This window comes from Nitrobacter sp. Nb-311A (assembly GCF_000152905.1).
GTDB lineage: Bacteria > Pseudomonadota > Alphaproteobacteria > Rhizobiales > Xanthobacteraceae > Nitrobacter.
This window is the reverse complement of the sequence record NZ_AAMY01000002.1, coordinates 233,817-257,741: the sequence shown is the minus strand read 5'-3', so window position 1 is coordinate 257,741 and position 23,925 is coordinate 233,817. Positions and strand designations below refer to the sequence as shown.

19 protein-coding genes are annotated in these 23,925 nt (G+C 62.2%); 8 read left to right on the top strand and 11 right to left on the bottom strand.

What is annotated here, in order from left to right; translation table 11 throughout:
• The first annotated feature begins 99 nt into the window (after positions 1–99).
• From NB311A_RS01250 to NB311A_RS01240, 3 genes are all read left to right on the top strand, one after another.
• On the top strand, positions 100–2,586 hold the full coding sequence (locus NB311A_RS01250) for a DNA translocase FtsK (protein WP_009796584.1): 2,487 nt from the start codon (positions 100–102) through the stop codon (positions 2,584–2,586).
• 491 nt (positions 2,587–3,077) lie between these two features.
• On the top strand, positions 3,078–3,839 hold the full coding sequence (locus NB311A_RS01245) for an outer membrane lipoprotein carrier protein LolA (protein ID WP_040673733.1): 762 nt from the start codon (positions 3,078–3,080) through the stop codon (positions 3,837–3,839).
• 93 nt (positions 3,840–3,932) lie between these two features.
• Positions 3,933–4,748 carry an exodeoxyribonuclease III gene (locus tag NB311A_RS01240; RefSeq protein ID WP_009796582.1) on the top strand — a complete coding sequence of 272 codons (816 nt, stop codon included), beginning with the start codon at positions 3,933–3,935 and terminating at the stop codon, positions 4,746–4,748.
• A 106-nt stretch (positions 4,749–4,854) separates the two neighbouring features.
• Here NB311A_RS01240 and NB311A_RS01235 read toward each other — a convergent pair whose 3' ends face one another.
• Both NB311A_RS01235 and NB311A_RS01230 read right to left on the bottom strand, forming a co-directional pair.
• Positions 4,855–5,304 (bottom strand): cyclic nucleotide-binding domain-containing protein, encoded by a 450-nt coding sequence (locus NB311A_RS01235; protein ID WP_009796581.1) that lies wholly within the window; start codon positions 5,302–5,304, stop codon positions 4,855–4,857.
• A gap of 217 nt (positions 5,305–5,521) precedes the next feature.
• Positions 5,522–6,208: a response regulator transcription factor gene (locus NB311A_RS01230; protein WP_009796580.1), complete on the bottom strand. Its 687-nt coding sequence runs from the start codon at positions 6,206–6,208 to the stop codon at positions 5,522–5,524.
• 227 nt (positions 6,209–6,435) lie between these two features.
• On the opposite strand from NB311A_RS01230, the gene NB311A_RS01225 reads away from it, so the two are divergent.
• A complete protein-coding gene (locus tag NB311A_RS01225) occupies positions 6,436–6,984 on the top strand; it encodes a L,D-transpeptidase (RefSeq protein WP_009796579.1) in 549 nt (182 codons plus the stop codon).
• A 67-nt stretch (positions 6,985–7,051) separates the two neighbouring features.
• Here the strand turns inward: NB311A_RS01225 and NB311A_RS01220 are convergent, their stop codons facing one another.
• The gene (locus NB311A_RS01220) at positions 7,052–7,726 is read right to left on the bottom strand and encodes a YggS family pyridoxal phosphate-dependent enzyme (protein ID WP_009796578.1); all 675 of its coding nucleotides are present in this window, start codon (positions 7,724–7,726) and stop codon (positions 7,052–7,054) included.
• On the bottom strand, positions 7,723–8,427 hold the full coding sequence (locus NB311A_RS01215; RefSeq protein WP_009796577.1) for a glutathione S-transferase family protein: 705 nt from the start codon (positions 8,425–8,427) through the stop codon (positions 7,723–7,725). The genes NB311A_RS01220 and NB311A_RS01215 overlap by 4 nt, the downstream gene beginning before the upstream one ends.
• Positions 8,428–9,682: 1,255 nt before the next feature.
• On the opposite strand from NB311A_RS01215, the gene leuS reads away from it, so the two are divergent.
• From leuS to holA, 3 genes are read left to right on the top strand one after another with little or no spacing between them, the layout of a single operon-like run.
• Complete coding sequence (leuS, locus tag NB311A_RS01210) at positions 9,683–12,316, top strand: leucine--tRNA ligase (protein ID WP_009796575.1); 2,634 nt, start codon at positions 9,683–9,685, stop codon at positions 12,314–12,316.
• Positions 12,303–12,887 (top strand): LPS assembly lipoprotein LptE, encoded by a 585-nt coding sequence (gene lptE / locus NB311A_RS01205; RefSeq protein WP_050752029.1) that lies wholly within the window; start codon positions 12,303–12,305, stop codon positions 12,885–12,887. Before leuS ends, lptE begins: the two co-directional genes overlap by 14 nt.
• Positions 12,888–12,897: 10 nt before the next feature.
• Positions 12,898–13,926, top strand: coding sequence for a DNA polymerase III subunit delta (gene holA / locus NB311A_RS01200; protein WP_009796573.1), 1,029 nt, complete (start codon positions 12,898–12,900; stop codon positions 13,924–13,926).
• Positions 13,927–13,965: 39 nt separating this feature from the next.
• Here the strand turns inward: holA and NB311A_RS01195 are convergent, their stop codons facing one another.
• From NB311A_RS01195 to mnmE, 5 genes are all read right to left on the bottom strand, one after another.
• Positions 13,966–14,850 carry a ParB/RepB/Spo0J family partition protein gene (locus NB311A_RS01195; RefSeq protein WP_009796572.1) on the bottom strand — a complete coding sequence of 295 codons (885 nt, stop codon included), beginning with the start codon at positions 14,848–14,850 and terminating at the stop codon, positions 13,966–13,968.
• A 240-nt stretch (positions 14,851–15,090) separates the two neighbouring features.
• A complete protein-coding gene (locus NB311A_RS01190) occupies positions 15,091–15,948 on the bottom strand; it encodes a ParA family protein (RefSeq protein WP_009796571.1) in 858 nt (285 codons plus the stop codon).
• Complete coding sequence (gene rsmG, locus NB311A_RS01185) at positions 15,945–16,646, bottom strand: 16S rRNA (guanine(527)-N(7))-methyltransferase RsmG (RefSeq protein WP_050752043.1); 702 nt, start codon at positions 16,644–16,646, stop codon at positions 15,945–15,947. The genes NB311A_RS01190 and rsmG overlap by 4 nt, the downstream gene beginning before the upstream one ends.
• Before the next feature lie 134 nt (positions 16,647–16,780).
• The gene (gene mnmG, locus NB311A_RS01180; RefSeq protein WP_009796569.1) at positions 16,781–18,652 is read right to left on the bottom strand and encodes a tRNA uridine-5-carboxymethylaminomethyl(34) synthesis enzyme MnmG; all 1,872 of its coding nucleotides are present in this window, start codon (positions 18,650–18,652) and stop codon (positions 16,781–16,783) included.
• A 166-nt stretch (positions 18,653–18,818) separates the two neighbouring features.
• Entirely contained in the window at positions 18,819–20,189 is a 1,371-nt protein-coding gene (gene mnmE / locus NB311A_RS01175) for a tRNA uridine-5-carboxymethylaminomethyl(34) synthesis GTPase MnmE (RefSeq protein WP_009796568.1), read from the bottom strand.
• Positions 20,190–20,292: 103 nt separating this feature from the next.
• Between mnmE and NB311A_RS01170 the strand changes: the two genes are divergently transcribed.
• Positions 20,293–22,332 carry a thioredoxin domain-containing protein gene (locus NB311A_RS01170; RefSeq protein WP_040673730.1) on the top strand — a complete coding sequence of 680 codons (2,040 nt, stop codon included), beginning with the start codon at positions 20,293–20,295 and terminating at the stop codon, positions 22,330–22,332.
• A gap of 10 nt (positions 22,333–22,342) precedes the next feature.
• Here NB311A_RS01170 and NB311A_RS21685 read toward each other — a convergent pair whose 3' ends face one another.
• Positions 22,343–22,501: a hypothetical protein gene (locus NB311A_RS21685; protein ID WP_009796566.1), complete on the bottom strand. Its 159-nt coding sequence runs from the start codon at positions 22,499–22,501 to the stop codon at positions 22,343–22,345.
• Positions 22,502–22,636: 135 nt separating this feature from the next.
• Positions 22,637–23,902: a transcription termination factor Rho gene (gene rho / locus NB311A_RS01165; protein ID WP_009796565.1), complete on the bottom strand. Its 1,266-nt coding sequence runs from the start codon at positions 23,900–23,902 to the stop codon at positions 22,637–22,639.
• Positions 23,903–23,925: the final 23 nt, after the last annotated feature.

The following is a 23,925-nucleotide window of genomic DNA, read 5'->3' as shown; positions in this document are numbered from 1 at the left end:
CTGGATCGGAAGCGAAGCTCTAGATTGTTTTTCTGACGCGTTTTCGTCACGCGAACAGGTCATCCACTTCGCTCGAAAACGCTTTAGTCGCGGGGCACCATGAGCATGGCAGCGATCGAACGTCTTCTTCCCATCGTCGATCACATACCGCCGTCGATCCGGGAGCCTCTGGCCCGGCGCTTGCGCGAACTGACCGGGCTCGGGCTGATCGGATTGTCCGGCGCTGCTGCGGCCGCGCTGATGACGTGGTCGGTGCAGGACCCGAGCCTCAGCCACGCCACCTCGCGCCCGATCCACAACGTCCTCGGCTATCCCGGCGCGATCGGCGCGGATCTTCTGATGCAGATTCTCGGCCTCGGCGCGATCATGCTGATCCTGCCGGTGGCGATCTGGGGATGGCGGATGCTGACCCATCGCCCGTTCGACCGCCAGGCCACGCGTCTCGCCTGCTGGATTCTTTGCACCATCGCCGCCGCCGGCTTCGCCGGTTGCTGGCCTCACAATGGCGCATGGCCGCTGCCCACCGGTCTCGGCGGCGTGGTCGGCGACGCGCTGGTGCGGGCGCCCGCGATCGTGTTCGGCCCGCCAGGCCTATTGCAGAACATCGTGCTGGGCGCGATCATGCTCATGGTCATGGCCGCGACGTTCCTTTGGGCCAGCGGAATGAGATCGCGGCCCGCCGAAGAGTCGCTCGAAATCGAGGACGACGCGCCGTTTGATGACGGCAGGGACCACGCCTCGGTCTCGCTGGGCTGGGCGGTTCACGCGCTGATGAGTGCGAAGGCGCGGCTCAAGCGGCTGAAGATCGGCGCGCTGCTGGCGCTGGCCTACAAGTCGCTGGTGTCGAGCGCGCCACGGAATTCCGGTGCGCTGGCGTTCGAGCGTCAGGAGCCGAATCTCGGCGGCGGACCCGTCGCTCCCTCCCTGGCGCCGGCTCGCGGCGGTCATGACGACGACGTTGACGACGATCTCGAGGACGAAGCGGACGAGGAAGAATGCGATGAAGCGCCGGTTGTCAGCGCGCCGCGCCGGAAGGCCGCGCCCCGTCAGCCGGCGAAGAAAGCCGGCAAGTTCGAACTGCCCTCGGTCAACGTTCTGAGCACGCCGCGCGCCTCCGACCGCCAGCCGCTCAGCAAGTCGGAACTGGAAGCCAATTCGCGGGCGCTGGAAGGCGTGCTGCAGGACTTCGGCGTGCGCGGCGAAATCGTGAAGGCCAATCCCGGACCGGTGGTGACGCTGTATGAACTGGAGCCCGCGCCCGGCATCAAGTCGGCGCGCGTCATCGGCCTCGCCGACGATATCGCGCGTTCGATGAGCGCCTTGTCGGCCCGCGTCGCCGTCGTCCCCGGCCGTAACGCCATCGGCATCGAGCTGCCGAACGCGCACCGCGAAAAGGTGTATTTGCGGGAACTGCTCACCGCCAAGGAGGCGACCGACTCGGTCGCCAAGCTGCCGCTCTGCCTCGGCAAGACCATCGGCGGCGATCCGGTCATCATCGATCTCGCGCGCACCCCGCACATGCTGATCGCCGGCACCACCGGCTCGGGCAAGTCGGTCGCGATCAACACCATGATTCTCAGCCTGCTGTACCGGCTGCGGCCCGATCAGTGCCGTCTCATCATGGTCGATCCGAAGATGCTCGAACTCTCGGTCTATGACGGCATCCCGCATCTGCTGACGCCGGTCGTCACCGACCCGAAGAAGGCGGTCGTCGCGCTGAAATGGGCCGTGCGCGAGATGGAAGAGCGCTACAAGAAGATGGCCAAGCTCGGCGTGCGCAATATCGACGGCTACAATACCCGCCTCGTCGAGGCCAAGGCCAAGGGCGAGGAGCTGACGCGCACGGTGCATACCGGTTTCGACAAGGAAACCGGCAAGGCGATCTACGAGGAAGAGAAGCTCGAATTCGAGCCGCTGCCTTTCATCGTCATCATCGTGGATGAAATGGCCGACCTGATGATGGTCGCGGGCAAGGACATCGAGGGCGCGGTCCAGCGTCTGGCGCAGATGGCGCGCGCCGCCGGCCTTCACGTCATCCTCGCGACCCAGCGTCCGTCGGTCGATGTCATCACCGGCACCATCAAGGCCAACTTCCCGACCCGCATCGCCTTTCAGGTGACGTCGAAGATCGACAGCCGCACCATCCTCGGCGAAATGGGCGCCGAGCAACTGCTCGGCCAGGGCGACATGCTCTACATGGCGGGCGGCGGACGCATCTCGCGCGTGCACGGGCCGTTTGCATCGGATGAAGAAGTCGAGAAGGTGGTCCGCCATCTCAAGACGCAAGGCGCGCCCGAATATCTCGAGGCGGTCACGGCCGAGGACCCCGCCGAGGGCGACGACGGCGCGGTGTTCGACGGCACCAGCATGGGCAGCGACGGCGGCGGCGATCTGTTCGCGCAGGCGGTGGCGATCGTGAAGCGCGACCGCAAGGCTTCAACCAGCTATATCCAGCGCCGCCTTCAGATCGGATACAACCGCGCCGCCTCGCTGATGGAGCGCATGGAGCTCGAAGGCATCGTCGGGCAGGCCAATCACGCAGGAAAGCGCGAAATCCTGATCGAGGAAGAAGAAAGCCACTTCTGATCCAGGGCGGCATGACGATGATCGAATTTTCGGAGCCGCGAAATCGCCACAGCGCCAAGCTAGATCGCGACGATCCCGGATCGAATCGATCCCAAATCATGAACGTCAATTCCAATAGTATGAGAAGCGGACTGCGGGCGGAAAGCCGCCACCCACTTTTCCTCATTCCGCTTCCAGGAGCCGGTCCAAACCGGACTATCCAGGCGGCAGCTTTCCATCCGCTCATGATCGTTGAAAGGGGAAGCCGGTTTTCGGACAAGGTCGCGGTCGATCAAAGGGATCCGGCTGGTATCGGGTTCAGCGCAATCGAGGTGAACTCCCGCGCGCCGGCCATCCGCTGGATCCGCTCGGGGAAAAAAGCGATATCCAGCGCCGCGAAGCACTGTAAAAGGAACGCCTCCGGCGGACAGGACGAATCATTGATCAGAGACGTGACACATTTATCCGCGGCCAGCCGTCCGATCCGCGCGCGCCTCGGCGTGGTCTGCCTCATGGCGGCACTGACCGTGGGGTCTTTTGTTCCGCCTGCCCTCGCCGAAGCCGTTCCGATCCCGCAACCTGCGCCCCACAACCGCAACAGGGCGCCGGCGGCGCCAGTATTGCAGACGGCCCAGACGGAGGTTACCGGAACCACGCGGCCGCCGGACCCGGTGATTCCCGACCCGCGCCGCAACGTGCCGGCCAATTTTTTTGCAACTTTCAGCGCGGATCAGAAGGCAGCGGCGGCGCGAGTCAGTGCCTATCTATCGTCGCTGCGAACCCTCGCCGGAAATTTCGTGCAGGTCGGCCCCGACGGCAGCCGCTCGACCGGCGAATTTTATATCCAGAAACCGGGCAAAGTACGGTTCGAATACGATCCTCCGTCGCCGATCGCGATGATTTCCGACGGTTCGTCGCTTGTGGTTCGCGACACCAGACTCGCGACCCAGGATGTGTACCCGCTGTCGCAAACGCCGCTGCGCTATCTGTTGTCGGACCGTCTCGATCTGATGAAGGACACCAACGTCGTCGCCGTGACGTCGGACGATCTCTACATCAGCGTCATCATCGAAGAGAAGCAGGCGCTGGTCGGCACCTCCCGCCTCATGCTGATGGTCGGAGTCAAGGATGGCAAGCTCAAGCAGTGGACCGTAACCGATCCGCAAGGCTACGACACCACGGTGGCGATCTACAATCTGAACTCCACGGCGAAGCTCGATCCCGCCTTATTCAAAATCGATTATACCAATTATCCGACCCCGATGAACAACTGAGGCGCGACCACGCCCACAGAGTCGTCACCGGATACGCGGATTAGGCCCGCGTATGACGGCACATTGATTTGTCGACGTCCTCACCCGGAATCCATGCGTCTCACCTTCACCACCTGGAATATCAATTCGGTGCGGCTGCGCATCGATCTGGTCGCCAAGTTTCTGAAAGCGCAGCGGCCGGACGTGTTGTGCCTGCAGGAGACCAAATGCCCCGATGATGCCTTTCCGCTGAAACGCTTCCGCCAGCTCGGCTATGACCACGTCGCGCTCAACGGGCAAAAGGGATATCACGGGGTAGCGGTGGTCTCGAAGCTGCCATTCGACGCCAGCAACATCCGCACGTTCTGCGACAAGATCGATTCCCGCCACGTCAGCGTGATCTTCGGCGGCCAGGCGGGTCTCGCCGCACCGCTGGTGCTGCACAACTTCTACGTGCCAGCGGGCGGCGACATTCCCGATCCCGCAATGAATCCGAAGTTCGCCCATAAGCTGCAATTTCTCGACGAGATGAAAGCCTGTGCGCCGCTGCATCCGGGCAACGGCGACCGGCATGTGCTGGTCGGCGATCTTAATGTCGCGCCACATGAGAACGACGTCTGGTCGCACAGGCAGCTCCTGAAAATCGTCTCGCATACGCCGATCGAATGCGAGAAGTTGCTCGGCGTGCAGAAACACGGCAATTGGGTCGACATCGCACGCGCGCGGATTCCGATGTCGGAGAAAATCTATACGTGGTGGAGCTATCGCGCCGCCGACTGGATCGCCTCCGACCGCGGCCGCAGACTCGATCATATCTGGGTTTCCGAGGCGCTGCGCAGCGGAATCCGGGACTTCCGCATCACCCGCGACGCCCGCGGCTGGCAGCGTCCATCCGATCATGTGCCGGTGACGGCGGTCATCGACGTGTGAGTGCCGACGCTATTTTCGCGACTGATTGAATCGGAGCATGATCCCGAAAAATGAAGCCGGTCTTCACTTTGCGCGGGCGCGGCCCTTTCGGGTCGGGCTCAATGCTTCAACTACTCAGTTTCGCCGACGCTATGAGGATGTCGCTGGTGGTTTGCCGGGTGCGATTGGCGAGTTCGTCGCGAAGGCGGCGGGCGGCGGCGGGATAGCTGTCGAGCACGCGCAGAAACAGGGCGCGGGAAATGCGGATCACCATCGAATATTCCCGCGCGATCGCGGTGGCCTGCCGCGATATCGGGACGATCAAGGCCAGCTCGCCGATCAGCGTGCCGCGCTCGACGATGACTTCCCGATCGCGGCCGTCCGGGACGTGGATACGAAAGCTGCCGTCCTGAACGACATATCCTCCGTCCGCCTCGTCACCGGCGCGAAACAGGATTGAGCCGCTGGCGAACTGCTGCTGTTCGGCCCCGATGGCAAGCACGCGCAACGCCTCGGCGCCCAGCAGGCGCAGGGTTGTGACGCGCTCAAGCAGGACAACGTCATCATCGATCGACATGCAAAACCGGTTCGGCCCCGGATCCCCCGAAGGACTGTTTTGGCGGGAGCTGATACGAGTCGTCAACCTATAGCGTTTTTGAGCGGAGTGGATACCGGTTCGCGGAAAGAAAACGCGTCGAAATATAGAGTCCCGCTTCCGCGGAACGGCTCTAGCGGTCCGATTCCAGCAATTTGCACCCGTTAGATCCCGCTTTCGCGCAGCACACGCCGAAGTATCACGGCACCAGCTTGTAGCCGCCGGCTTCGGTCACCAGAATTTCCGGATTGGCGGCGTCAGTCTCGATCTTCTGCCGCAACCGGTAAATGTGAGTTTCCAGGGTGTGCGTGGTGACGCCCGAGTTGTATCCCCAGACCTCTTGAAGCAGGGTCTCGCGCGACACCGGAATTTGCCCTGCCCGGTAAAGGAAGCGCAAAATCGCCGTTTCCTTCTCGGTCAGCCGCACCTTCTTGCCATTGGCGATCGTGAGCATTTTGGCGCCGGGCCGGAAACTATAGGGTCCGACCGAAAATACCGCATCCTCGCTGGCCTCGTGCTGACGCAACTGTGCGCGGATGCGCGCCAGCAACACCGCAAAGCGGAACGGTTTGGCGATATAGTCATTGGCGCCGGACTCAAGGCCCAGAATCGTGTCCGAATCGGTATCGTGACCGGTGAGCATGATGATCGGGGCCTTGAAGCCGCCCTTGCGCAGGCTGCGCACCACTTCGCGGCCGTCCGTGTCAGGCAGGCCGACGTCCATCAGTACGAGATCGGGCGAGCAGGCTTTGGCCGCGCTGGCGCCTTTCGCGCCGGTATCAACGGCGGACGCCTCGAATTCCTCATGCAGCGACAGTTGCTCGACCAGCGTATCGCGCAAATCGTTATCGTCGTCCACGATCAGAATTTTGCGGGCGTTGGCCATCTATGCAATCCTCCTGGCGGCTGGAGACACCCGGCGGGCGCCCAGCTACCGTCATCAGGTTAAATCCCGATTCGTCGGACGCATGAATTTGCAGCGATTCATGATCCAAGCAGAGTCTACTCCAGACTGGGGAAAATTGAATGTCCCTGTCATAACATGCGGGATCGTCGTTTCGGCTGAGAGCGTGCGCGGAGCTTCCTCATTCCATACAAAACCAAGACTTTTCAATGCCTTGCACGACACATTCCCGTGATCGGCCGCTTGCGGCGATCCGCATTCGGGCCGCCGCGGGCCGGCGGCAGCGAGGCTGGCTGATCGCGGAAGGACACGCGATTGCGGTAGCGCTCGGCCGCGGCGGCATCCTGGCCAACAAATGCGAGGGCGACGGCGGCACCCCAAGGGGGATCTTCCGGCCCCTCCGGTTGTGGTGGCGGCCCGACCGGCATCCGCGGCCACGGACCTTTCTGCCTGTGCGCGCGATTACATCCACTGACGCCTGGTGCGAGGACCCCGCCGACCGGCGCTACAACCGGCCGATCCGATTGGCGTCTCGTATGACCGGCGACCGGCTGATGCGCGATGACCATCTCTACGACTTCATCATCGAGATCGATCACAACACCCGCCCCCGCGTCGCGGGGCGCGGCAGCGCCGTGTTCCTGCATCTGGCGCGCGACAATTTTGGCCCGACCGCCGGATGCGTGGCGATGACGCGACCCGCCATGCTGCGGCTGTTACGGCGGATCGGCCCCCAGACGCGTATCGAGATCGGGTGACGTCTTTGGCATGGAATCGGAAAGCGGCGCCGCGCACCCTTCCCTCCCCTTGCGGGAGAAGGATGAACTACCGCGTCCCGAAAATCGCCGAGCCGACCCGCACATGGGTCGCGCCCAAAGCGATCGCGACGGCGAAATCCGCGCTCATTCCCATCGACAGTTGTTCGAGCCCGTTGCGCCGTGCAATTTTCGCGGTGAGCGCGAAATGCGGGGCCGGCGCCTCGTCCACAGGCGGAATGCACATCAGGCCTGAGATCGTCAGGCCATAGGTATCGCGGCATCGCGCGATGAAGTCGTCGGCATCCGCCGGAACGACGCCGGCCTTCTGCGGCTCCTCGCCGGTGTTGATTTGCACGAACAGCGCCGGTCGGCGGTTCTGCCTGTCGATTTCCTTGGCCAGCGCTTCACAAAGGCTCACGCGATCGACTGAATGGATGGCGTCGAACAAAGCGACGGCATCCTTCGCCTTGTTGGACTGCAGCGGGCCGATCAGATGCAGCACGATGCCGGGGTGCGCCGCGATCAGCTCGGGCCACTTTCGCTGCGCCTCCTGCACGCGGTTCTCGCCGAAAACCCGTTGCCCGGCTGCAATGACCGGGGTGATCGCCTCCGCGTCGAAGGTTTTCGACACCGCCACCAGCGTCACCGAGGAGCGGTCGCGCCGCGCGTCCCGGCAGGCGCGGACGATCGCGGCTTCCACGGACGCAAGACCTTTGATCGGCGCTGCTTCAGCAGTGGTCATTGTCGCGCCGGAATGGCGAGGCCGCGCTGCACCGCCGGCCGCGCCAGACCCCGCTGCAGCCAGCCCCCGACATGGCGAAAACGATCGAACCCGACGAGATCGCGCGCATCATAGAACCCGATCAGGTTGCGCACCCAGCCGAGCATCGAAACATCCGCGATGGTGTAATCGTCGCCCGCAAACCACCGATGCGTCGCCAGATGCGTGTCCATCACGCCGAGCAGCCGCGTCGATTCCGTCACATAGCGGTCGCGCGGCCGCTTGTCCTGGAAATCCCTGCCGGCGAACTTATGGAAGAATCCCACCTGCCCGAACATCGGCCCGACGCCGCCCATCTGGAAGTGCAGCCATTGCAGGGTCTGCCAGCGCCGCGCCGGATCGGCGGGCAGAAACTGTCCGGTCTTCTCGGCGAGATATTGCAGAATGGCGCCCGACTCGAACAAAACGAGCGGCTCGCCGCCGGGTCCATCGGGATCGAGGATCGTGGGAATCTTGCCGTTGGGATTGAGCGAGAGGAACTCACGGCTCTTCTGTTCGTCCCTGCCGAAATCGACGAAATGCGGCTCATAGGGTAGCCCGGTTTCCTCCAGCATGATGGAGACCTTCACCCCGTTGGGCGTCGGCACCGAATAGAGCTGCAGATGCTCCGGGCAGGCCGCCGGCCAGCGGCGGGTGATCGAAAAAGCGGAGAGGTCGGCCATCGGGTCACTTCGGACGGAGGGAAATGTCCCCCCGCTTACACCGCAAAACCACACCGCTTGCAAACTGCCTGGAGCATTCTCCGGAACCCGTTGACCCCCGCTCCGCTTTCATGGCCTAGTCGAATGCCTGCAAATCACGAAAAACACTGCGATTCCATGACCTCAGAACGTTACAACGCCCGTGACGCCGAACCGCGCTGGCAAGCCGAGTGGGACAGGCAGACGATCTTTACGATCCGACGTTTCGATCTTCGATCACGGCGCTGCATGTACTCGGGCGAGTTGCCTCGCTTATCTTCTCCTAGTCTCTCCATGGAGGAACGAAAAAGGCCTCCCACAAGAGGAGGCCTTTAAAATGGGAAGTCGAGGATTCGTCCGCCCGAAGGCAACTGCCAATCTGATCTCGACTTTTCGGCTGTAAAGATACGGCCTCCATGGAATAGAGTCAATGAAAATTCGTGATGAAGATATTGGAACTTTAACCACACTCCTGTCCCCTGAGCGTCTTGGCGGGCTGGTGCAACTCACTGGCTCTACGAGGGCGGCAATCGAACTTCACCAAGAAACGCTAAGTCTCGGCGCATCTCTAATGACCGTGACAGCGATAATCGAGATCGCCTTGAGAAACTCGATCTGCGAGAACCTTAGTGGACATTTTGCCACCCCTCGTTGGCTACAACAACCGCCTGCCCCTTTTGCTTGGCGAGAGCGGGAGACAAAAAAAATCAGTGCCGCGCTGGATAGTGCGCGGCGTGCTGAATATGCGAAGCTTCCGCAGGCGGAAAAACACAAACTCGACGATTTGGCTTTTCCAAAAGGGCGTCCTGCTCACCTTTCCCATTTAGCCCGCGCCCAAGAGAGACGAAAGCAAATCACGGTCTCAGAAGGAAAGGTAATTGCCGAACTGACACTCTATTTTTGGAAGGGTCTGTTCGGTCCAGATTACGAGAAAGCTCTATGGCTAACGACGTTGAAGAGAGTCTTCCCAAATAAGAAAATTAAGAGAGGTGACGTCGCTCGTCATTTGGAGCAGATTTACCAATCAAGGAATCGATTAGCGCATCACGAGCCTGTTTTACACAAACGATACGATGACACGATGCGTGGAATTAAATTCGTGGTCGAAAACCTTGGAATAGCGAAATCTGATAGCCCTACGCCGCTTGAACGGCTTGTAGCAGACGAAATCTCTGAAGTTCACGCGAAAGCCAAAGCACTTCATGCAAAGTTAGACAGCTTTCGCATCCGACCGAATATGCCAGAACGTTACAACGCCCGTGACGCCGAACCGCGCTGGCAAGCCGAGTGGGACAGGCAGGCGATCTTCGCCACCCAAAACGATGACCCGCGCGAAAAATACTACGTGCTGGAGATGTTCCCCTATCCGTCCGGGCGCATCCACATCGGCCATGTCCGCAACTACACCCTTGGCGATGTGATCGCGCGCTACAAGCGCGCCAGGGGCTACAACGTGCTGCATCCGATGGGCTGGGACGCCTTCGGCCTGCCGGCCGAGAACGCCGCGATCGAGCGCAAGATCGCGCCCAAGGCGTGGACCTACGACAACATCGAGGCGATGAAGAAGCAGCTCCGCTCGATCGGGCTGTCGCTCGACTGGTCGAGGGAGATCGCGACCTGCGATCCCGCTTACTACAAGCACCAGCAGAAGATGTTCCTGGACTTCCTGCGCGCCGGTCTCGCCGAGCGCGAGAAGCGCAAGATCAACTGGGATCCGGTCGACATGACCGTGCTCGCCAACGAGCAGGTGATCGACGGGCGCGGCTGGCGCTCCGGCGCGGTGGTCGAGCAGCGCGAGATGAACCAGTGGGTCTTCAAGATCACGAAATATGCGCAGGAGCTGCTGGAGGCGCTCGACACGCTGGACCGCTGGCCCGACAAGGTGCGGCTGATGCAGCGCAACTGGATCGGCCGCAGCGAGGGCCTCCTGATCCGCTTCGCGCTCGACGCGGCGACGGCGCCGGACAATGAGAGCGAGCTTAAAATCTTCACCACGCGGCCCGACACGCTGTTCGGCGCGAAGTTCATGGCGATTGCGCCGGATCATCCGCTGGCGCAAGCGGCGGCGAAAGACAATCCCGCGCTCGGCGGATTCATCGCCGAGTGCAAGCAGCGCGGCACCGCGCAGGCCGAGATCGACACCGCGGAGAAGATGGGCTTCGACACCGGCATCCGCGCGATCCATCCGTTCGATGCAGACTGGAAGCTGCCGGTTTATGTCGCCAACTTCATCCTGATGGAATACGGCACCGGCGCCATCTTTGGCTGCCCGGCGCACGACCAGCGCGACCTCGACTTTGTCAACAAGTACGGACTTGGCAACACGCCGGTGGTCTGTCCCGAGGGACAGGATCCTTTAAGCTTCGTCATCACCGACACCGCTTATGACGGCGACGGCCGCCTGATCAATTCGCGCTTCCTTGACGGCATGAGCGCTGATGCGGCGAAGGAAGAGGTGGCGAAGCGCCTGGAAGGCGAAACGCGCGGCGACATGCCGGTCGCCGAGCGCAAGGTGAATTTTCGCCTGCGCGACTGGGGCATCTCGCGCCAGCGCTATTGGGGTTGTCCGATCCCGGTGATCCATTGCCCCAACTGCGATGTGGTGCCGGTGCCGGAGCAGGACCTGCCGGTGACGCTGCCGGAGGATGTCAGCTTCGACAGGCCGGGCAACGCGCTCGACCATCATCCGACCTGGAAGCACGTCGTTTGCCCAAAGTGCGGCAGCAAGGCCACCCGCGAAACCGACACCATGGACACTTTCGTCGATTCGTCGTGGTACTTCGCCCGCTTCACCGATCCCTGGAACGAGAACGCGCCGACCACGCGCGCGGTCGCCGACCGGATGCTGCCGGTGGACCAGTATATCGGCGGCGTCGAGCACGCGATCCTGCATCTGCTCTATTCGCGCTTCTTCACCCGCGCGATGAAAGCCACCGGCCACCTCGGCATGGACGAACCGTTCAAGGGCATGTTCACGCAAGGCATGGTGGTGCATGAGACCTATCGCAAACCCGACGGCGGCTGGGCCTCGCCGGACGAAGTCAAAATCGAGGTCGATGGCAACAACCGCCGCGCAACGTTGATCGCCACCGGCGAGCCGGTCGGGATCGGCGCGGTCGAGAAGATGTCGAAGTCGAAGCGCAACACCGTCGATCCCGACGACATCATCGGCAGCTACGGCGCCGACACCGCGCGCTGGTTCATGCTGTCCGATTCGCCGCCGGACCGCGACGTGATCTGGAGCGAGGAAGGCGTGCAGGGCGCGGCGCGCTTCATGCAGCGGCTGTGGCGGCTGGTCAACGAAGCGGCTGATGCCGGCAAGTCCGCGCCGCAAGACCGGCCCGCGACGTTCGGCGCGGAGGCGAGCGGCTTGCGCAAGGCGGCGCATGGCGCGCTCGACAGGGTCTCCACCGGGATCGAGCGGCTGCACTTCAACGTCTGCCTCGCCAACATCCGCGAATTCGCCAACGAGCTGGCCGACGCCCTCGCCCGCTCCCGCGCCAGCGGGTCCGCCCCGGCGCCGGATTTGAGCTGGAGCCTGCGCGAGGCCGCCACCATTCTGGTACAGGTATTCAGCCCGATGATGCCGCATCTGGCCGAGGAGTGCTGGCGGGCGCTCGGTCAGACCGGGCTGGTCTCGGAAGCGCGCTGGCCACAAATCGAGCCCGATTTGCTGGTTGAAGACAGCATCACGCTGCCGGTGCAGGTGAACGGCAAGAAGCGGGGCGAGGTGACGGTGGCGTCCGGCGCCGGAAATCCGGAAATTGAGGCTGCCGTTTTGGCGCTCGATGCGGTAAAGCAGGCGTTGGGCGGCAAGCAGGCTCGAAAGATCATTATCGTCCCGCAGAGGATCGTGAATGTGGTGGGGTAGATTGCCGGCGCGCCGGAACGGAGAATGGGCCGGTTCGCGCATCGCGCTCCGAATCGGCGTCGTCGCGGTGCTGGCCGCGCTGACGGCCGGCTGCTTCCGTCCGATGTATGCCGAACAGGCCGACGGCGGTCCGGCCCTTCGCGACAGGCTGATGGGCGTCGAGGTGCTGCCGATCGACAAGCCCAACGCGTCGCCGGATGCGCGGATCGGGGTCGCCATTCGCAACGCGCTCGCGTTCAAGCTTTACGGCAACGCCACCGGCGCGCCGCCGACGCACCAGCTCAAGATCCGCTTCTCAACCAGCCGCTCGTCGCTGATGCTCGACCCAAACACCGCCCTGCCCTCCAACGAGCAATACGGTATCAATGCGAGCTATCAACTGATCGAGGTCGCCACCGGCAAAACCGTCGTGAACGCAACCACATTCGCTCGCACCTCCTATGACATTCCCGGCCAGTTCCAGCGTTTCGCCCGTGCCCGCGCCTACCGCGACGCGGAAGACCGCGCCGCGCAGCAAATCGCCGAGAACATCAACACCCGGCTGGCGGCGTTCTTTTACGCCGGCACCTGATCGCCCGCGAATGGTGGCGCTGCGCGGAAAAGACATCGACAGCTTTCTCGCCCGGCCCGATCCGGCCCGCCCGATCATCCTGCTCTACGGTCCCGACGCCGGCCTGATACGCGAGCGCGCCAACGCCCTGATGAGCTCGGCCGTCGACGATCCGAACGATCCGTTCTCCCTGGTCCGGCTCGACGGCGACGACCTTTCCGCCGAGCCGTCGCGTCTCGTCGATGAGGCGATGACGGTGCCGCTGTTCGGCGGTCGGCGCGCCATTCGAATCAAGGCGGGGTCTCGCAGCTTCGCGAGCGGCGTCGATGCGCTGGCGGACTCCACGATCCAGGATTGCCGGATCGTGATCGAAGCCGGCGAGCTGAAGCCGGAATCACCGCTGCGCAAGGCGTGCGAACGCGCGAAGAACGCGGTGGCGATCGCCTGCTATCCCGACACCGAACGCGATCTGGCGCGGCTGATCGACGAGGAGTTTCGCGCCTCCAAGCTGAAGACCGCGCCCGACGCCCGCGCGGCGCTGATATCGCTGCTGGGCGGTGACCGCCAGGCCTCGCGCAACGAACTGCGCAAGATCGCGCTCTACACTCATGGGCAAGGCGAGATCACGCTCGTCGATGTCATGGCCGTCGTCTCCGACGCATCCGATTTCAAACTCGATCCCGTCATCGACGCTGCGTTCGCCGGACAGCCGGCGGTGGTGGAAGCCGAATTCGCCAAGGCCATGATCGCCGGCATCTACCCGGGCCTTGTCATATCGGCCGCGCAGCGACAGGTCGCCGCCCTGCACAAGGCTGCGCTTTTGATGGAAAGCGGCGCGTCCCCCTCATCGGCCGCCGAGAGCGGATTTCCGCGATTGCATTTTTCGCGCAAAGCGGCGGTGGAAACGGCGTTGAATAATTTCAGCGCCTCGCGGCTGATACAGGTGATGGATCAGCTTGCCGGCGCGGCGTTGGAAACCCGCAAGCGGGCGACGCTGGCGTCCGCGATTGCGCAGCGCGCCCTGATGTCGATCGCGGTGAATGCACGGCGAAGGGGATGACGACCGTCATTGCCAGCAAAGCAATGACCGGTGGAACGGTTAAGATCCTTTCGAATCCAGCCTTTTCAAAATCTCGTCAAGCTGTTCGAGATCGCGATAACGGATCTGCACGACGCCGCCGGGATTCCTGTGGTCCACCGTCACGGCGAGTCCGAGCGCGTCGCTGACTCGCCTTTCCAGCGCCAACGTATCCGGATCCTTCTGCGGCTTGTCCACGCGCGCCTTCGGCGGCTTGCGCTCCGGCACGCCTTCCTGATGCGCGAGCGCCTCGGCCTGCCGCACGTTAAGACCTTCCGCGACGATGCGCTTCGCCGCCGCGGAAGGATCTGGCACGCCGATCAGCGCGCGCGCATGGCCCGCCGATAGCTCGCCGGAGGCAATCAGCGCTTGCACATCGTCCGGCAGTTTCGTCAGCCGCATCATGTTGGCGACATGGCTGCGGCTCTTGCCGACGATCTTCGCAATCTCGTCCTGGGTGCGTTTGAATTCATTGGCGAGCGCATGATAGCCCTGCGCCTCTTCCATCGCGTTGAGATCCTCGCGCTGCACGTTCTCGACGATCGCGATCTCGAGCGCGACATGGTCGCTGACATCGACCGGTACGATCGGGATCTCATGCAGCCCAGCGGATTGCGCCGCGCGCCAGCGACGCTCGCCTGCGATGATCTCAAAGCGATCCTGCATCCCCTTTACCGGCCGCACCACGATCGGCTGGATGACGCCGTGCTGTTTGATGGAGTCGGAAAGCTCATTGAGTTCGATATCCGAAAACGCACGGCGTGGATTGCGCGGATTGGGTTTCAAAAATTCGATCGGCACCTTGCGCTGTACGCGCGGGCGCTCAGCGTGGGCAGCCTCGCCGCCGACGTCGCCGATCAGACTTGCAAGACCGCGCCCCAATCGCGAACGCGCTTCGTCGGCCATCGCCAGCTCCCTTGGATTCACGCAACGTACTCCGAATTAACGAATTGATTTTGCCATTGCTCGTCAGAACGACGGCGTCGCCTGTTTCTTTTCGGCTTCCCCTTGTGGGAGACGGCGGGAAGGTGAGCAAGCCGCAAGTGCTTTTGCTCGCCAAATCTCTCTCCCCCACAGCGAGAGCAGTTTGCATATCGTGGCGACACCCATCGATTTGTTCACGCGCACCACGACCGGCTTCGATCCTCAATGTGTCGCGCGCAGCTCACGCTCGCGTTGAATCACCTCGGTCGCGAGTTTCAGATAGGCCTCGCTGCCGCTACATTTGAGATCATAGACCAGCACCGGCTTGCCGTAGGACGGCGCTTCCGAAATGCGCACGTTGCGCGGGATCATGGTGTCGTAGACTTTCGAGCCCATGAACTGGCGCACATCGGCGACCACCTGGTTCGACAGGTTGTTACGCGAGTCGAACATGGTGAGCACGATGCCGTGGATCGACAGATTCGGATTGAGCGTGGAGCGCACCTGCTCGACGGTCTGCAACAGCTGCGACAGACCTTCGAGGGCGAAGAACTCGCATTGCAACGGCACAAGGATCGCATCCGACGCCGCCATCGCGTTGACAGTGAGAAGATTGAGCGACGGCGGACAATCGATCAGCACATAGGTGTAATCGGCGGTATCGGCCGCATTGCCGTTGAGCGCGATGATTGCATCACGCAAACGGAAGGCGCGATCCTTCGTGGCTCCAAGCTCGAGTTCCAGACCGGAAAGATCCATGGTCGAGGCGGCGATGTGCAGGCGCGGCACCGCGGTCGGCACCACGGCGTCACGTAGCGGAGCTTCGCCGATCAACACATCATAAGTGGAGACGTTGCGATCGCGCCGGTCGATGCCGAGACCCGTGGAGGCGTTGCCTTGCGGATCGAGATCGACGATCAGGACGCGTTCGCCGATTGCGGCCAGAGCTGTGCCGAGATTGATCGCTGTCGTGGTTTTGCCGACACCGCCCTTCTGATTGGCGAGCGAAATAATCCGGGGATGGCGGACATGGAACTCACCTTCGTCATCCCGTTGGTAGACTTGGTCAATTACCGTCATACACGACGCCATGCCTGTTGTGCCTGAGGACGCTCATCGTGCCGCCCGATATGATCGAGCTCGACGATCCAGCCCTGTCCGCCGGTACAGCTTGAATGAATCCGGGGCTTAATATTCCAATATTTAGTAGCTTCGGTCAATTCAACTTCTACATCTTGACCCTTGAGAAACATAGCCGTAGCGCCTTTTTTAACCAAGGGTTCTGCGAAGCCGAGCAGCACTTGTAGAGGCGCCAGCGCGCGCGCGGTTACGCAATCGATCCGGTCCTCCAATCTGTCCACATAATCCCCGATATCCGTCAAGTGAACGATGCCCGGCGACGCGGTGATCCGCACGGCCTCGCGGAGAAATGCCGCCTTCTTGGCATTGCGCTCAATCAGATCGACACGCGCGCCTTCGATGCCCGCAAGGGCGCAGGCCAGCACGACACCGGGAAAGCCGCCGCCGCTGCCGAGATCGGCCCAGCGTTTTGCATGCGGGGCGAGCGCCAGAAGCTGAAGCGAATCCGCGATGTGACGGGTCCAGAGCCGAGGCAGCGTCGATGGCGCGACCAGATTGGTCTTTGTCTGCCATTGGCCCAGCAGACCGACGAAGGCATCCAGCCGCGCTTCGGTCTGAGGGGAAACAGGAGTCAACGCCAGCGCGGCCGACTTGTCGGTCGTCGAACATAGGGAGCGCTCTTGTTTGATCATGGGCATCTTGGCGAACATAGACTCGCCTCTGATTCCTGACCAGATGTTTGGCGAGCCGCGGTTCGAATCGTCGGTCGACCATTGGCTCACAGGCCGGAATTGTTTCACGTGAAACATTCAAGCCGGCCCGAGCTAAATCATCACGCGGAAGCGGCCGTTCCCTTGCGCGTCTCCCGACGCAGATAGGCCGCCAGAATACCAAGCGCAGCCGGAGTAATTCCGTCGAGACGGCCCGCCTGCCCTATGGTGCGGGGCTGGGCCTTTTCCAGCCGGCCTCTAGCCTCATTGGAGAGGCCCGGCACCACGCTATAGTCGATTCCGGTGAGAACCAGCCCCTCGTCACGGCGGAACGCTTCGACATCGGCGGTCTGCCGCTTTAGATAAACATCGTATTTGGCATCGATCTCCAGATGCACGGCAATCTTGGGATCAACGGCCGACAGTTCGGGCCAGATCGCGGCCACCTCACGCCAGCCGATATCCGGATAGGACAATAACTCGAACGCGGACCGCCGATGGCCATCGCGATTGAGCGAGAGCCCGTGGCACGCAGCCTCGTTCGGTGTCACCGACAGCGACATCGCCAACGCCTTGGCCGCGCGCAAGGCCGCGATTTTGGCCCGATGATGAGCCGCGCGCCCTGCCCCGACGCACCCGAGGGCAATTCCCTTGTCCGTCAACCGCTGGTCGGCATTGTCGGCCCGCAGCGTCAGGCGGTATTCCGCGCGGGAGGTGAACATCCGATAAGGTTCGGTGATCCCGCGTGTCACGAGGTCGTCGATCATGACGCCGAGATAGCCGTCGGCGCGGTCGAACACGATCGGATCGCCGCCACCCGCGCCCAATGCCGCATTCAGCCCCGCAACGAGGCCCTGCGCCGCCGCCTCCTCGTAACCGGTGGTGCCGTTGATCTGTCCGGCCAGGAACAACCCAGGCATCCGCCGGGTCTGCAAGGTCGGATCGAGTTCGCGCGGATCGACATGATCGTATTCGATGGCATAGCCCGGCCGGGTCATCCTGACTTTCTCGAGGCCGGGAATGGTCGCAAGTATCGCAAGCTGCACGTCTTCGGGAAGCGAGGTCGAAATCCCGTTGGGATAGACCGTGGGGTCGTCGAGACCCTCCGGCTCCAGAAAAATCTGATGCCCGTCGCGATCGCCGAAGCGGACCACCTTGTCCTCGATCGAAGGGCAATAGCGCGGGCCGGAGCTGGTGATCTGGCCGGAATAGATCGGCGAACGACGCACGTTGACGCGAATCACCTCGTGCGTCGCCGGCGTGGTGCGGGTGATGCCGCATTCGATCTGCGGCGTTGTAATTCGTCCGGTCATCACCGAAAACGGCTCCGGCGGATCGTCGCCGGGCTGCATCTCGACTGCGGCCCAGCCGATGGTCGCGCCATCAAGCCGCGGCGGGGTTCCGGTCTTGAGCCGGCCAAGCGTGAAGCCGATCCGCTCGAATGACCTCGACAACCCGAGCGCCGGCGCTTCATCGACCCGCCCTGCCGGCCAGCTCTTTTCGCCGAGATGGATCAAACCGCGCAGAAAGGTGCCGGTGGTGACGACCACCGCGGCAGACCTGAACTGGCGGCCATCGATCAGGCGAATGCCGCCGATTCTGCCATCAGAGATAATCAGATCATCCGCCTCACCTACGATCACCTCGAGGTTCGCGGTTTCGCGAATCGCAACTTGCATCGCGGCGGCATAGAGCTTGCGGTCTTCCTGCGCGCGTGGGCCGCGGACCGCCGGACCCTTGCGGCGATTGAGCATCCGGAACTGGATTCCTGCGGCATCGGCCATGCGTCCCATCAGACCATCGAGGGCATCGACCTCGCGGACCAGATGGCCCTTGCCGAGTCCGCCGATGGCCGGATTACACGACATCGCGCCGACGGTAGCGAACCGATGGGTGACCAGCGCCGTTCGTGCGCCGATTCGCGCGGACGCCGCCGCGGCCTCGCAGCCGGCGTGGCCACCGCCGATTACAATGACGTCGAATGTTGCTGCCATAAGCTTCTCGCCATATCCGGCGCGACTTCTAACGCAGACGGGGGCGATCGGAAAGTTTGGATTTCTGGCACAAGCATGGAATGTTTCACGTGAAACATCCCCACATCGAGCGGGCCTGCATAACCTCACAGCCCGGACCCTCAATAAAGAAATGAATTTATAATCACTATTTACCAATGCAAAATTCCTTAAACAGTGAATCAAGAATATCATCAATATCGACGCGGCCCAGGAGCCGTCCCATAAGATGAATCGCTATTCGTAGTTCCTCGGCGATCAGTTCGTCACCCCGTCCCGCGAGCGCTTCCGCCCTTGCCAGCGATCCTGCAGCATCCCGCAATATGTTGCGCTGCCGCAAGCGGGTGATCACGCCCGCCTCACTGGAACCAAGCCGGTCGCCCGCGAAAACGGTCAGCGCCGCGACAAGATCATCAAGGCCATCGCCACGGCGGGCGGAAACCCGGAACCGCCGCACCCGCGATCCCCGCGCCGTTGTCGTCTCACGCTGCCTTGGGTTCGCCTCATCATTCTCCGGACCTGAAAGGTCGATCTTGTTCCGGACCAGCCAGAGTGAACAATCCCCCACGCGAATCGTTGGGTCCAGGTCGGCCATCTCCCCATCCGAAAGCCACAGTACCAGGTCCGCCGACGCCGCGCGATCGCGCGCGCGCCGCATGCCCTCCTGCTCGACAGGATCGTCAGTCTCGCGAATGCCGGCCGTATCGATGAGCGTCACCGGATAACCGTCGAGATCGAGATACGCTTCGATGATGTCACGCGTAGTTCCCGCGTGCGGTGACACAATCGCTGCTTCGCGGCGGACAAGGCGATTGAGCAGCGTCGACTTCCCGGCATTCGGCGGACCAGTAATCGCGATCATCAAACCGTCGCGCAGGCGTTCGCTTTGTGCCGGTGCCGCAAGGGTTTGTTCGATCTCGCGACGGAGCTGCGCGATCTTTTCCATCGCCGGTTTCAGCAGATCTTCCGGCACATCGCCTTCATCGACGAAATCGATTCCGGCTTCGATCAAAGCGGAAGCCTCGATCAGCTCCTTGCGCCAGCCGCGCGCGCGATCGCCGAGCAGACCCTGCAACTGGCGCAGAGCCTGACGGCGCTGCCGATCGGTGTCGGCATGAATCAAGTCATCGAGACCCTCGGCTTCAGTGAGATCGATCTTGCCGTTCTCGAACGCCCGCCTTGTAAACTCTCCCGGTTCCGCGGCTCGCGTATTGTCGATCGACGACAGCGCCGCGAACAAGGCGTTCAGCACGGCGCGGCCACCGTGAATGTGAAACTCCGCGACATCTTCACCGGTTGCGCTGGCAGGCGCGGGGAACCACAAAACAACAGCATCATCAATCGCTTCACCGATACGGTCGCGCAGCAATACGCGCCTCGCCATGCGCGCAACCGGAATCGCACCTGCAAGTTCACGAAGCGCGGCGCCGGCCTGCGGACCCGACACGCGCACGACAGCGATCGCCGACGGCGGCCGACCCGACGACAGGGCGAAGATCGTTTGCTCTCGCGGATGCATGACCTATGTCTTGGATTGCTTCGATGCCTTGAACTTCGAAGTCGTTGCAACGAACACGCCGGACGTTTTCCGTTATCGCAGAATCGCGCAAGGACGCCTCGACATGAATCACGCCGCCAAGGGCTCAGGCCATCCTGCGAATCGTCTGGCCGCGGAAACCAGTCCCTATCTGCTGCAGCACAAGCATAATCCCGTCAACTGGTGGCCGTGGGTACCGGAGGCGCTCGCCGAGGCGCAGCGCAGCAACCGTCCAATCCTGTTGTCGATCGGTTACGCGGCCTGCCACTGGTGCCACGTCATGGCGCACGAAAGCTTTGAGGATGAGGACGTCGCGGCAGTGATGAACGAACTGTTCGTCTGCATCAAGGTCGACCGCGAGGAGCGGCCCGATATCGATCAGATCTACATGAACGCGCTGCACCATCTCGGCGAGCAGGGAGGCTGGCCGCTGACGATGTTCCTGTTCCCCGATGGATCGCCGTTCTGGGGCGGCACGTACTTCCCGAAGCTGCCGGACTTCGGCCGTCCGGCATTTACCGATGTTCTGCAATCGGTGGCGCGGGTTTTTCGCGAGCAGCCCGACAAAATCGCGCGTCATCGCGACGCGTTGATCGCACGACTCTCCGAACGCGCTCGCGCGGATAACCCTGCGAATATCGGCCTCGCCGAACTCGACAACGCTGCGGCCTTGATCGCGCAATCAACCGATCCGGTCCACGGCGGCCTGCGTGGCGCGCCGAAGTTTCCTCAATGCTCCGTGCTGGAATTCCTCTGGCGCGCCGGCGCACGTACCCACGACGACCACTTCTTCGCAGCCGTCACGCTGACGATGACCCGGATGAGCCAGGGCGGCATCTACGACCACCTCGGCGGCGGTTACGCGCGCTATTCGGTCGACGACAAATGGCTGGTGCCGCACTTCGAGAAGATGCTTTACGACAACGCACAGATCCTTGATCTACTCGCGCTCGACCATGCGCGCAGCAAAAATCCTTTGTACCGCGAACGCGCGACCGAGACGGTCGATTGGCTGCGCCGGGAGATGCTGACGCCGGCGGGCGGCTTTGCCTCTTCACTCGATGCGGACTCCGAAGGCGAGGAGGGCAGGTTCTATATCTGGTCGCTGAAAGAAATCGAAGAGGTGCTCGGGACGACCGACGCCGCCGATTTCGCCGCTCGATACGACATCACCGCCAATGGCAACTTCGAGGGGCGCAACATTCCCAATCGTCTCAGAAGCATTGAGGTGGCCAGCGACGACAGCGCTCACATGCGGGCGCTGCGCGAGAAGCTGCTGGCGCGCCGTGAAAGCCGGGTCCGTCCGGGACTTGATGACAAGATCCTCGCTGACTGGAACGGCTTGATGATTGCCGCCCTCGTTCATGCGGCGTGCGTTTTCGACAGGCCTGACTGGCTGCAGATCGCGCGCGCGGTGTACGACTTCGTTCGAACCACCATGACCCGCGATGGACGGCTTGGACATTCGTGGCGCGAAGGCAGGCTGCTGGTGCCGGCGCTCGCATCCGACTACGCCGCGATGGGGCGCGCCGCACTCGCTCTGTTCGAGGCGACCGGCGACAACGACTGTCTCGTGCAGGCGTTACGCTGGCAATCCACACTGGACACGCACTACGCCGACGTCGAGCATGGCGGCTATTATCTGACCGCCGCCGACGCGGAAGGGCTGATCGTGCGGCCGCATTCGAGCGACGACGACGCCACCCCCAACCACGACGGACTGATCGCGCAGAACCTGGTGCGCCTCGCGGCGCTGACCGGCGATACGAAATGGCGCGCCCGGATCGACGGCCTCTTCACCGCGTTGCTACCGAGCGCGACCGAGAAGGGCTTTGGCCAGCTATCGCTCATGAATGCGCTCGATCTCCGCCTCACCGGCGCGGAGATCGTCGTGGTCGGCGAGGACGCGCAAGCCGGCGCGCTGCTCAACGCCGCACGAAAACTGCCGCACGCGACAAGCATCGTGCTGCACGCTCCACATGCCGAGGCGCTGGCGGCTGATCATCCGGCGCAAGCAAAAGCCCGTTCCGTGCGGGGCGCGGCGGCCTTTGTCTGCCGTCAGCAAAGATGCTCATTGCCAGTGTCCATACCTAAAACGCTGATCGAACTCGTCGCGAAGCTATAGTGGGACATCATCAATCGCGCGGGCCGTACCACCAATGAATACCGCGGCGAGAACCGTAACCGTCCTTGTGCGGACGTAAACTCAAACCGCGCCAAAAGCCGATCAGCACCAACAGACACATCGCGCCGCCGACAATGTAGGGCAGAGCATAAAGGAGCGCCGCAAACATCAGCCCTCATCTTCCTGATAAGACCAATAATAAGTCGCGACTTCCGGAAAAAAGTTCGGCGCACAGCATTCCAGAAACGAAAAGACCTGCGATTACTCACCGGCCTCATGTTTCGGTGCCTTCCGCCTGTTGGCATCACGTATTCATCGACTCGAAGAACTCGCCGTTGTTCTTGGTATTGCGCAGCTTGTCGAGCAGGAACTCGATCGCATCCATGGTGCCCATCGGGTTGAGAATGCGCCGCAGCACATACATCTTCTTGAGCAGTTGCGGATCGGTGATTAGCTCTTCCTTGCGCGTTCCGGAGCGGGCGATGTCGATCGCGGGGAAAGTGCGCTTGTCGGCGACCTTGCGGTCGAGAATCAATTCCGAATTGCCGGTGCCTTTGAACTCCTCAAAAATCACCTCGTCCATGCGGCTTCCGGTATCGACCAGCGCGGTGGCAATGATGGTCAGCGAGCCACCTTCCTCAATATTGCGAGCCGCACCGAAGAAGCGCTTCGGCCGCTGTAAGGCGTTGGCATCGACGCCGCCGGTCAACACCTTGCCGGAGGAGGGCACCACGGTATTGTAGGCTCGGCCAAGACGCGTAATCGAATCAAGCAGGATCACGACATCGCGGCCGTGTTCGACCAGGCGCTTGGCCTTTTCGATCACCATCTCGGCGACCTGGACGTGGCGCACCGCCGGTTCATCGAATGTGGAGGACACGACTTCGCCTTTCACCGACCGCTGCATGTCGGTGACTTCCTCAGGACGTTCGTCGATCAGAAGAACGATCAGATAGCACTCCGGATGATTGGCGGTGATGGAGTGGGCGATGTTCTGCATCAGCACCGTCTTGCCGGTGCGCGGCGGCGCCACGATCAACGCGCGCTGGCCCTTGCCGATCGGAGCAACGATGTCGATGACCCGCGCCGACAGATCTTTACGCGTGGGATCTTCCAGCTCGAGCCGGAACCGCTGATCGGGGAACAGGGGCGTCAGGTTGTCGAAGTTGACCTTGTGCTTTGACTTCTCAGGATCCTCAAAATTGAGGGTATTGACTTTCAGCAACGCAAAGTAGCGCTCGCCCTCTTTGGGGCTGCGGATGTGTCCTTCAATGGTGTCCCCGGTTCGCAGGCCGAAGCGGCGGATCTGTGATGGCGAAACGTAGATATCGTCCGGACCCGGCAGATAGTTGGCATCCGGCGAGCGTAGGAATCCGAAGCCGTCCGAGAGCACCTCGACGACACCTTCACCAATGATATCGGTTTCCTGAATGGCTAGCTGCTTCAGAATGGCGAACATCAGCTCCTGTTTACGCATGGTGCTGGCATTTTCGACTCCCAGCTCTTCCGCAAACGAAACGAGTTCGGCTGGAGTCTTGGCCTTGAGGTCTTGAAGTTTCATTTCCCGCATTGGGAGAGTCCTGTGGAATGCTT

Excerpts from the sequence above, each read along its gene's own strand:
- NB311A_RS01245 (WP_040673733.1), top strand. The coding sequence starts at position 3,078 with ATGGCGGCACTGACCGTGGGGTCTTTTGTTCCGCCTGCCCTCGCCGAA.
- NB311A_RS01230 (WP_009796580.1), bottom strand. The coding sequence starts at position 6,208 with ATGGCCAACGCCCGCAAAATTCTGATCGTGGACGACGATAACGATTTG.
- NB311A_RS01170 (WP_040673730.1), top strand. The coding sequence starts at position 20,293 with ATGAATCACGCCGCCAAGGGCTCAGGCCATCCTGCGAATCGTCTGGCC.
- NB311A_RS01195 (WP_009796572.1), bottom strand. The coding sequence starts at position 14,850 with ATGGCCGACGAAGCGCGTTCGCGATTGGGGCGCGGTCTTGCAAGTCTG.
- mnmE (WP_009796568.1), bottom strand. The coding sequence starts at position 20,189 with ATGCATCCGCGAGAGCAAACGATCTTCGCCCTGTCGTCGGGTCGGCCG.
- NB311A_RS01250 (WP_009796584.1), top strand. The coding sequence starts at position 100 with ATGAGCATGGCAGCGATCGAACGTCTTCTTCCCATCGTCGATCACATA.
- mnmG (WP_009796569.1), bottom strand. The coding sequence starts at position 18,652 with ATGGCAGCAACATTCGACGTCATTGTAATCGGCGGTGGCCACGCCGGC.
- NB311A_RS01220 (WP_009796578.1), bottom strand. The coding sequence starts at position 7,726 with ATGACCACTGCTGAAGCAGCGCCGATCAAAGGTCTTGCGTCCGTGGAA.
- leuS (WP_009796575.1), top strand. The coding sequence starts at position 9,683 with ATGCCAGAACGTTACAACGCCCGTGACGCCGAACCGCGCTGGCAAGCC.
- NB311A_RS01190 (WP_009796571.1), bottom strand. The coding sequence starts at position 15,948 with ATGACGGTAATTGACCAAGTCTACCAACGGGATGACGAAGGTGAGTTC.
- holA (WP_009796573.1), top strand. The coding sequence starts at position 12,898 with ATGGTGGCGCTGCGCGGAAAAGACATCGACAGCTTTCTCGCCCGGCCC.
- NB311A_RS01235 (WP_009796581.1), bottom strand. The coding sequence starts at position 5,304 with ATGTCGATCGATGATGACGTTGTCCTGCTTGAGCGCGTCACAACCCTG.
- NB311A_RS21685 (WP_009796566.1), bottom strand. The coding sequence starts at position 22,501 with ATGTTTGCGGCGCTCCTTTATGCTCTGCCCTACATTGTCGGCGGCGCG.
- rho (WP_009796565.1), bottom strand. The coding sequence starts at position 23,902 with ATGCGGGAAATGAAACTTCAAGACCTCAAGGCCAAGACTCCAGCCGAA.
- NB311A_RS01215 (WP_009796577.1), bottom strand. The coding sequence starts at position 8,427 with ATGGCCGACCTCTCCGCTTTTTCGATCACCCGCCGCTGGCCGGCGGCC.
- rsmG (WP_050752043.1), bottom strand. The coding sequence starts at position 16,646 with ATGCCCATGATCAAACAAGAGCGCTCCCTATGTTCGACGACCGACAAG.
- NB311A_RS01240 (WP_009796582.1), top strand. The coding sequence starts at position 3,933 with ATGCGTCTCACCTTCACCACCTGGAATATCAATTCGGTGCGGCTGCGC.
- lptE (WP_050752029.1), top strand. The coding sequence starts at position 12,303 with ATGTGGTGGGGTAGATTGCCGGCGCGCCGGAACGGAGAATGGGCCGGT.
- NB311A_RS01225 (WP_009796579.1), top strand. The coding sequence starts at position 6,436 with ATGCCTTGCACGACACATTCCCGTGATCGGCCGCTTGCGGCGATCCGC.